This window comes from Pseudomonas sp. NFPP28 (assembly GCF_900115535.1).
Lineage (GTDB): Bacteria > Pseudomonadota > Gammaproteobacteria > Pseudomonadales > Pseudomonadaceae > Aquipseudomonas > Aquipseudomonas extremorientalis.
Genome location: NZ_FOWT01000012.1, coordinates 192,560 through 201,972, shown reverse-complemented (window position 1 = coordinate 201,972; position 9,413 = coordinate 192,560). Strand labels below are relative to the sequence as shown.

The following is a 9,413-nucleotide window of genomic DNA, read 5'->3' as shown; positions in this document are numbered from 1 at the left end:
CGCTGCACCAGCCGCGCCCGCTGGTCATGCACGTAGACTTCCTGGCTGCCATCGGCGTTAAACACCGAGACCTGGCCGTTGTCATCCCAGGCATAACGCGTGTCCATCTGCGAGAAACTGGCCCAGTGCCGGATGCACCGCGCCGCCTTGCCAGCTCGTTGCCACTCCCAGAAGAAACTTGCCCCACCGGCCAAGCCACGTTCAAGGATGACGTGCTGTTCGTCGTAGCGATAAACCTCGCTTTCACCGACCGCGTTGGTCGCTGAAACCAGTCGTCCCAAGCCGTCATAGGCGTAGGAAACAACCGTTTGCTCCGTCACCCACACAAACGGACCGTCATCCACAACGCGATGAATCTGGTAATCCACCGCCACGATGCGGCCCGACGCATAACGCAAGAACAGCGAGCGCCCGACGCCGTTATCCACCCGCTCAATGCGCCCCAGAAAATCCCGGGAAATGCGCAGGCGGTTGTCATACGCGTCGCTGATCGCTGTCAGCACACCGTCGCGGAAGTGGTAGAAACGTGACGCCTGGGCCAGCACCAGTTCATCAGGCACAGCACCCAAATAGATTGCGGCTTCGGCCAGGCTGTTGGTGATCGCAGGTCGAGAGGCAGTCGGCAAGGGCAGGGTAGTGGAGCGGTTTTCATGATCGGTCCACACCACCGCGTCACCCACAACCACCAGCCGATGCGCCAGCGCGTGACTCCAACCAAACCCCAGCCCGACATCCACTTCCACGGCACTGGTGCGATACAACCGCGTCCACTCAAACGGCAAGATCCCGTCCAGCGTCCCATCGGTGAGGGTCAGGAGTTCCTCGCCAGTGACCATCGACACCGGGCAGCCGTTGGTGGCGGTCTTGTCCGAAGATGCCGCCGCATCCCCATTCGGGTTGCGAGCAGAAACCGGCACGTCATCCACATGCTCTTTCTGCTTCAGCACCGCGTTCTGCCGCGCCTTCCAGCGTATCTGCATCGTGCCTTGCTTGAGCCCGCCGACTACCCCGCGAACCGCCACCGCCTTGTAGCGATCCACCGCCTGCATGAATTTGGTCAGAATCGCCAACAGGCCCTTAACAAAACCCACCGCCGCCTCAAGAATCGCCGCTCCATACTTGACCAACCGCAAGCTCAGATACGCCACACCCGCCGCCGGCAAGGCGATGGTCAACACGGCGCCAATCACCAGGTCAATCAGCAGCGACACCACTAACCCTGCCGCTACCTCGGCCATTTCACTGGGCGGTAATGCGTCCAGCCAGAGCATCGCCGTGCGTACCATCAGGTACAGCGCCGCCTCGTCACTGGCCAGCAACATGGCCTGCTCCATGACCTTTGGCGTATCGGTGGCGATTTGTGCCAACTTGGCGGCTTGATCACCTAACTGGTCGGCGAACTGCAGCGGGTCTTCAAGAATCGCCTGTACCAGCTTGATGCTGTCCCACACGTCGTGAATTGCCGCCCAACTGCCCGCCAACAGACCGCTGCCAATCGCACTGGCGGTCGAGCGCTCCCAGTGCGGTTTAAAGCCAGACCACTGCTCCCGAAGCCACTGCTGCAGATCCCCCATCAACCCGTCGTAGGAGGCAAACAACGCGTCGACTTGCTCGCTGGAAACACCGCCCTGCACCCGCACCTGATAGCGCCCACCCGCCGCGCAGTGGTGTGAGCCCTTACCCTGTTCATCCAGCATGATTACGCTGGAACTGCCGTCATCCAGGCCGATGACCTCAACCGGGATATTGCCGATCGGCACGTCATATACCGACTCGAACTTGCTCTCGATCTTCAGTTCACCGCCCATCGGGCAGCGGGTCACGGTCGAAAGGTCAGTGTCGGAAAGACTCACCGAACGCTGCGAATCGCCAACCCGCAATACCCGGTCCATCCCCAGCAACGACGGCATGTCAGCCGCATGGCTCACTGAATCCAGTGCGCGCGAATACCAGGCGTTCATCTGCTGGCGATAAATCACCAGGCTCTGATGAAAGCCATCCAGCTCAAATTCGATCAGGGCAATGTGGGCAGCGTGGGTCATCCGTGACGTCTCGGCAAAGGGCAAGGCGTCGGAGCATGCCGCAGCAAAATGCGGCTGGATGAACGGTTGGAAAATTCAGAAAGAGCCCACTACGCAGGGGGAAAAACCGCGAAAAGTCAGCTCGAAGTGCTACACCGAAAAGCGATAAACCTGATTGCAAAATTGCCCGCCAAATAAAAATCGCTCGCATCCTTGCCCGATTTCCCGACATGGCCGTCATGGTTAATAGAACCTCCCTTACGCAGGATTTCCCATGTCGCGCCTTGCTCGTCCCTTGCACCCACTGGCTCTGTCAGTGGCGATGGCTTTTGCCGCCGTGCCGTTGCTGACCGTTCAGTCTTCCTATGCCGAAGAGAGCAGCAGCGCGCTGCGCCGTTTCTCGATTCCTGCGGGTGACTTGAGCCAGGCACTCAATAGCCTGGCCGAGCAGGCGGGTCTGGTGCTGGCCTTCGATGCGGGCCTGACCCGGGGCAAGCGCAGCAAGGGTTTGAGCGGGCAATACGACACCGACGTGGCACTGAGCCAATTGCTCGCCGGCAGCGGCCTGCAAGCCTTGAAGATTTCCGCCGACCGCTACCGCCTCGAAGCCATCCCGGATAACGGTGGCGCCATGGAACTCCAGGCCACCACCATCAGCGGCGCGTACCAGGCCGAAAGCCCGACCGGGCCGGTGGCCGGCTATGTGGCCACGCGCAGCTTGTCGGGTACCAAGACCGACACCGCGCTGATCGAAACCCCGCAGTCGATTTCCATCGTCACCAAAGACCAGATGCGTGCGCAGAACGCCGAGAGCCTCAACCAGATCCTGCGCTACAGCGCCGCCGTCATCCCGGAAACCCGTGGCGCCACCGCATCGCGTCTCGATCAACTGACCATCCGCGGTTTCTCCCCGGCCACCTACCTCGATGGCCTGCGCATGCCGTCGAGCCGTGACGCCTTGCCGCAGAAAGATGCCTTCGACCTGGAACGCGTGGAAGTGCTGCGCGGCCCTGCGTCGGTGCTGTACGGGCAGGGCACGCCGAGCGGGGTAATCAACATGGTCAGCAAGCGCCCGCTGGACACGCCGTTTCATGAAGTGGGCGTGGAATACGGCACCTTCAACAAGAAGCGCACCACCTTCGACTTGAGTGGCCCCCTGGATGATCAGGGCGTGTATTCCTACCGTGTGGCCGGGCTTTTCGACGATGCCGATGGGCAGGTGGAGCACACCGAGACGCGCCGTCAGTCATTGTCCAGCGCCTTTACCTGGCGTCCGGACGATGCCACTTCTCTGACCCTGCTCGGGCATTTCCAGAAGGACCCCAAGGGGGCTTCCTACGGCTCGGTGCCGGCCTGGGGTTCGGTGCTGCACAGCCCGACTGGACGCAGCATCGATGTGGATTTCTACGATGGCGAGAAGAACTTCGAGAAAAGCGACCGCGAGTACTACTCGATCGGCTGGGCGTTCGAGCATCACTTCGATGACGTGTGGACTGTGCGCCAGAATGCGCGTTACCTGCGCAGCGAAGGCCAGTACCGCAGCCTGTACAGCAACTACCTGATGGCGGATTACCGCACCATTCGCCGTTCGACCATCGCCAGCGATGTCGACCTGGATGCCTACACCCTCGACAACCAGCTACAGGCCAAATTCGACACCGGCCCGTTGCAGCACACCTTGTTGATGGGGCTCGACTACCAGAACACCAGCACCGACACCAAGTCCGGCTCCGGCGTGTACACCGCAGGTCCGACCCTGGATATTTTCAACCCGGTCTACGGCGCAGCCGTCCCGGTGCCGGCCTACACCACTGATGGCACCTCGCGCAGCGAACAGACCGGCGTGTATCTGCAAGAGCAGATGAAGTGGGACAAATGGGTGCTCTTGCTGGGCGGTCGCTATGACTGGGCCAGCACCGACAGCAGCACCAAGACCCTGCGCACCGGCGCCAAATCCGAGTCGTCCCTGGACAGCAAGGCGTTTACCGGTCGTATCGGCCTGGTCTATCTCTTCGATAATGGCCTGGCGCCGTATGCCAGTTATGCGGAGTCGTTCAACCCGCAATCGGGTACCGGTTACGGCGGTTCGGTGTTCAAGCCGACGGAAGGCAAGCAGTATGAAATCGGCATCAAATACCAGCCGCCGGGCAGCAACAGCTTCATCACTGCGGCCATCTTCGACCTGCGCCAGACCAACGTGCTGACCACCGACCCGGACCCCACCCACCTGTGCGGCACCGGGCGCTGCCAGAGCCAGGACGGCGAAGTGCAATCCCGTGGCTTCGAGCTGGAAGGCAAGGCCAGCCTCAACGACAACCTCGACATCACGGCGGCCTACGCGTACCTGGACAACCGCATCAGCAAATCCAACAACACCGTGCGGTACGCGCCCATCAGCGATATCGGCGTAGGTCCGGCCATCCCCGCCGAAGGCACCACCACCTACGGCGTGCCGCGCCACACCGCCTCGGCGTGGGCCGACTACACCTTCCATGACGGTCAACTCAAAGGCTTCGGCGCCGGCGCAGGAGCGCGTTATGTCGGGTCTTCGTGGGGCGATACCGCCAACACCCTCAAGGTGCCGGGCTACACCTTGTTCGATGCCGCCGTGCACTACGACATCCCCAACATCACCAGCCTCAAGGACAACCTGCGCCTGGCGCTCAATGCCACTAACCTGGCGAATAAAGAGTATGTCGCGTCCTGCTACTCCTATTCGTGGTGCTGGTATGGCTCGCAGCGTACCGTGCAGGCGAGCGCAACCTATCAGTGGTGATAAGGCAATTTAATGGCCCCTTTGTAACTAAATCCTCGCCAGAATCGCTTTTATTTTCAGGTGGTTAGGTGGGGATGCAAATGCGCACTGTTGGAATCATGCTGATCGCCTGCTCCCTGGCCGGCGGCGCGGCAGCCGTGCAGGCTCGGGAGCTGCGCGAGGGTGACAAGTACATGTGCAGTTGGGGCGCCGGCACCGCGGCCAGGGCCCAGGAGTTGAAACTGTCGGGGGTGTCGCTGTACGCGGCGCGGCAGAAGATCCAGAGCATGAAGTTCAACAAATCCTGGATGCGCATGATGGCCATGGGCATCACCGAACAGACCTACGACAGCCGTTCGCGGCTCAAGCCCGAGGCGATTCGCCAGGGTTTCTATCAGGATTGCGTGCGCTACAAGGTCGCACGCAAATGATCGAGCAAGCACCGCCCCGTGCAAAATCTGCGTAAGCCTGTCCAACTTTCCCTCGGCGCCCCTGGCCATACTGGCGCCAGGCAAATCCAGAGGCACAGGCCATGACTGACTACGTATTCATCCCCGCACCAACCCCATCCCTCGCAGTACAGGGCAGCGATGCGCGCTTCCCGCTGCGCCGTGTGTTCTGCGTGGGCCGCAACTACAGTGAGCATGCGCGTGAGATGGGTCACGACCCGGACCGCGAGCCGCCCTTTTTCTTTATGAAACCGGCGGATGCCGTGGTGCCCGCCGAAGGTGTGATCGCCTACCCACCGCTGACCGCCGACCTGCACCATGAAGTGGAACTGGTGGTGGCCATCGGCAAGGACGGCGTGGATATCAGTCCGGAACAGGCGGTTTCCCACATCTGGGGGTATGGCGTCGGCGTCGATCTGACCCGCCGCGACCTGCAAGCCCATGCGAAAAAACTCTCGCGGCCGTGGGAGTGGGCCAAGGCGTTTGATGCGTCTGCGCCGAGTACCGCATTGCGCCCGGTGAGCGCGGTAGGGCATCCGTCCAGCGGAAAAATCTGGCTTGATGTCAATGGCGAACAGCGCCAGGTGGGCGACCTGGCCGACCAGATCTGGTCGGTCAGCGAAGTGATCAGCCATGCCTCAAGGTCTGTCGCGCTGAAGGCGGGCGACCTGATCTTCACCGGCACCCCCGCAGGTGTCGGTGCCTTGCAGCCGGGCGATGTGGTCACGGCGGGCATCGAGGGCATCGGCGAGTTGCAGTTCACCCTCGGCCAGGCTTGAGGCTAAAGTGGTGACCCGGCCACCCGAGAGACCGTTATGCCAGGCACCCGCGTTACCACCTACGGCATGCAGCAGCGCAGCGACCGCCCCGACTTCTACATCCGCGACAAGCGCGGGCGGGCGGCGCTGACCAGCCCGCATCGGCATGAATACTTCCAGATCCAGGTCAACCTCGGCGGCGACACTGTGCAGCACATTGGCGGCGCTGTGCGGCCGTTCCCGCGCAAGGCCCTTGCCTTTATCCTGCCCCATCGCCTGCATGTGATCCCCCACCCCGAAGACGGCGAGTTCATGCTGATCAACTTCAGCCAGGGGTTTCTCCTGCCGCAACTGACCTGCGACCCCCTCGACCTGGAAGACATTCCCATCGGCCAGGCGCCGGAGCTTTCGCCGTTTCGCTTCCAGGAACACCTGGACTTCATCCTCGATGATGCGGCGTTTGAGCAGGTGCAAAGCTGGCTCGCTCACATGCGCGAACTGGATGCCCGCCGTTCCTTTGGCGCCCGCGAGCGCCTCAAGGGCTACCTGTTTCAACTGATCGGCCTGGTCTGCGGACAGTATGCCGAGCCGTTGCAGGCGTACGCCGCCAACAACGCCACCCGGCGCGGGCGCAAGGATGCGTTGGCGCGGGTGCAACGCTACATCCGCGAGCATCTGCACGAGCCGACCCTCAACCTTACTGACGCGGCGGCGGCGGCGTTCCTGTCACCCAACTACCTCACGCACCTGTTGCGCAAGGAGACTGGCAAGCCGTTTTCGCAACTGGTGCTCGACCGCCGCCTGCAGTTGGCGCGCACCTTGTTGCTCAACAGTGCGCAGATGATCGGTCCCATTGCGCACCGCTGCGGGTTTACCGATGAAGCGTACTTCTCCCGCTGCTTCCGCAAGGCCCATGGCCTGGCCCCAGGGCAATTCCGTCGCCAGCAACATGGCCAGGCCTTGTAGGGCGGCGGTTTTACAAATCCACGACAATCGCTGTGTTTCAATTTACATACAATTGGGTCCTTCATTGGGAGGCCAGTATGCAAACGCTTATCCGCGCGGCGACGCAGGACGATGTCGACACGCTCTTCACCCTTCGCACCTCGGTGGTGCAAAACCATCTGAGTATGAGAAGAGCAGGGCGCAGTGAGCCATGAGTCCATCCGAGCCGCCGTCCAACAACTTTCGCTACTTCGTGATCGGAGTGCTTTGCGCGGCGGTGTTGCTGGGGGTCTATTTTGTGCAGCTCAATGCCCAGGTCGACCGCGAGCGGGATGCGACCAATGAGCGCTTGGCGCTGTGCCGACAGGTGGAAAGTGTGGCGCGCTCGGTGTTGCCCAATAGCCTCGATACACAAGATGCCTGCGAACAGTTGAGCGAGCGTATATCGGAAAGTGTGAAGTCGCCTTAACTCAATAACCCTTTCTTATCAGTGGAAATAGCACCAGAAGTTGCACCAAAAAGTGGCACTTATAGGGTTGGCTACCTTAAAAAATGTGTGGTTATTGAATGACTTACAGCGCTTTTAATCCGACGAAAGGATTAAAATAATCTTGTTACAGCTTTTTACAATCGTTACTATAGCCGGGCGTTCACCTCCCACGGTTTATGCATTTTTAAATCCCAAGTTTCCATCAGCTACTTGGGATTTTTTTTGCCCGGGATTTGACCTTCGCGTCAAACTTCACTGTCGCCGAACTCCGCGCGCATCCGTCCATTGCGTTTGGCCTGGTACAGCAACTTGTCGACCTCTTCGACGAACCCCAGCATCGGCGTATCAGGTTTGACGATACGTGTACCCACGCCCAGGCTCAGGCTCAGCAGGCTCGATACCGCCGAATGACCATGCTCGATCTGCTGCTGGCGGATCAGGTGCAGACAGCGTTGCGCCACCTGCCTGGCCGATTGCGCATCGGTTTCCGGCAGCAACCACACGAACTCTTCGCCGCCGATGCGCGCAATGAAATCCCGTGGCCGATTGGCCGCCTGGGACAAGGTGTGTGCGACCTGGCGCAGGCACTCATCGCCCTTGATATGGCCGTAGTGGTCGTTGTACTGCTTGAAAAAATCGATATCCAGAATGATCAACGACAGTGGCAACTGGCTGCGCTGGGCGCTGGCCCACTCCCGTTCCAGCACGGTGTCGAACATGCGGCGGTTGGCGATACCGGTCAGGCCATCCTGGTATGAATATTCCTCGAGTTGTTTCTGCAAGCGCACCAGGTGCTCTTCGGTCTTCTTGCGCTCGCTGATATCGAACATGAAACCGATCAGCGCCTCGACCTCGCCGTCCTTGCGCACCACGTGCACCACATCGCGGATCCACACGTAGTCGCCATTCACCGTCAGCGCGCGGTAATCCGCTTCGTGATCGACCCCGGCGCGGGACTGCGATACGCAGAAATCCACCACATATTCACGGTCGTCCGGGTGCATGCGCTCGACCCAGTCGTCCACGCTGACCCAGCTTTGCGGGGTCCAGCCGAGCAACTCCTCGATCTGCGGGCCGATATAGCTGAAGGTCATGCTCTGCCAATCAATACGCCAGGGGATGGCCTTGGTCGACTCCAGCAAGGTCTTGTACACATCGCTGTCGGGCTGGCTCGGAGGGTCGATGCTCATGGGGCGGCTGCTCTGGATGATGGCGAAAAGCCAAGAGCGTCTTTCGATCGGGGCGCCGAGTCAAGCCTTCGGCGGCGCAGCAGACGAGAGGTCGCCGGACGGGGCGACCCTCTGTTGACCGGGGTATCCGGTGTACTGCGCTGGGTCAGGCATCGACGGTGTGGCTCGGGGCATCGAGCGCGCCGTAGTAGCGCCAGCAGCAATGGCGATGTTCCGGCAGGATCACGCAGCCACTGAGGCTGACGATCAGCAGTGCGGCAACCAGCATGTAAAGTCGGCGATACATGGTGTTTCCTCTTGGGTTGATCAGCGTCAATCCTTCAACGCGGCCACCGGCATAAATCCGTCGCAAAGCTTTCAAACATTTCATCAAGCCCTGCCACCCCCTGCGCAATACTGCGCAAAAAATCTGCGACGGATTTTCCGGCCCCCGCCGTTCAACCCATCAGCACCCGCACTTTCGCGTGTTGCATGAAGGAGTTGCCATGAGACCCCTGGCCAAATTGCGCTATGCCTTGCTTGCTCCGCTGGTCCTTGCCGCGCTTGTCAGCACCCCTGTGTTTGCCCAGACCGAAATCATCATCCGCCAGGCACCGCCACCGGAACGCGTGGAAGTGATCCCCGTGGAGCGCCCGGGTTACGCCTGGGACCGCGGCCACTGGCGCTGGGAAGGGCACGGCTATGGGTGGGTGCCTGGGCACTGGCAGCCGGTGATGCGCAATGCGCGTTGGGAACCGGGCCATTGGGAGGCTCACGGCCCCAATTGGTACTGGCGTGAAGGGCATTGGATCCGCTGACCGAGAAT

At 60.9% G+C, this 9,413-nt stretch carries 9 protein-coding genes; 6 read left to right on the top strand and 3 right to left on the bottom strand.

The features are described from left to right. Nucleotides 1–2,042, bottom strand: a 2,042-nt coding sequence (locus tag BM110_RS27730) for an RHS repeat domain-containing protein (RefSeq protein WP_175538870.1), incomplete at its 3' end; no start/stop codon positions are given. A 253-nt stretch (nucleotides 2,043–2,295) separates the two neighbouring features. On the opposite strand from BM110_RS27730, the gene BM110_RS27725 reads away from it, so the two are divergent. From BM110_RS27725 to BM110_RS27700, 5 genes are all read left to right on the top strand, one after another. Then, a complete protein-coding gene (locus BM110_RS27725; RefSeq protein ID WP_093514540.1) occupies nucleotides 2,296–4,797 on the top strand; it encodes a TonB-dependent siderophore receptor in 2,502 nt (833 codons plus the stop codon). An 80-nt stretch (nucleotides 4,798–4,877) separates the two neighbouring features. Then, on the top strand, nucleotides 4,878–5,207 hold the full coding sequence (locus BM110_RS27720) for a hypothetical protein (protein WP_043206222.1): 330 nt from the start codon (nucleotides 4,878–4,880) through the stop codon (nucleotides 5,205–5,207). 101 nt (nucleotides 5,208–5,308) lie between these two features. Further along, nucleotides 5,309–6,004 (top strand): fumarylacetoacetate hydrolase family protein, encoded by a 696-nt coding sequence (locus BM110_RS27715; protein ID WP_093127409.1) that lies wholly within the window; start codon nucleotides 5,309–5,311, stop codon nucleotides 6,002–6,004. Between the two features lie 36 nt (nucleotides 6,005–6,040). Beyond that, nucleotides 6,041–6,949: a helix-turn-helix transcriptional regulator gene (locus BM110_RS27710; RefSeq protein WP_092248806.1), complete on the top strand. Its 909-nt coding sequence runs from the start codon at nucleotides 6,041–6,043 to the stop codon at nucleotides 6,947–6,949. A gap of 190 nt (nucleotides 6,950–7,139) precedes the next feature. Beyond that, complete coding sequence (locus tag BM110_RS27700; protein ID WP_093514539.1) at nucleotides 7,140–7,397, top strand: hypothetical protein; 258 nt, start codon at nucleotides 7,140–7,142, stop codon at nucleotides 7,395–7,397. Nucleotides 7,398–7,663: 266 nt separating this feature from the next. Here BM110_RS27700 and BM110_RS27695 read toward each other — a convergent pair whose 3' ends face one another. Then, nucleotides 7,664–8,608, bottom strand: coding sequence for a GGDEF domain-containing protein (locus BM110_RS27695; RefSeq protein WP_093514538.1), 945 nt, complete (start codon nucleotides 8,606–8,608; stop codon nucleotides 7,664–7,666). Nucleotides 8,609–8,753: 145 nt separating this feature from the next. Continuing rightward, a complete protein-coding gene (locus tag BM110_RS29665; RefSeq protein ID WP_170856113.1) occupies nucleotides 8,754–8,894 on the bottom strand; it encodes a hypothetical protein in 141 nt (46 codons plus the stop codon). Between the two features lie 199 nt (nucleotides 8,895–9,093). On the opposite strand from BM110_RS29665, the gene BM110_RS27690 reads away from it, so the two are divergent. Next, nucleotides 9,094–9,405 (top strand): YXWGXW repeat-containing protein, encoded by a 312-nt coding sequence (locus BM110_RS27690; protein ID WP_092248816.1) that lies wholly within the window; start codon nucleotides 9,094–9,096, stop codon nucleotides 9,403–9,405. Nucleotides 9,406–9,413: the final 8 nt, after the last annotated feature.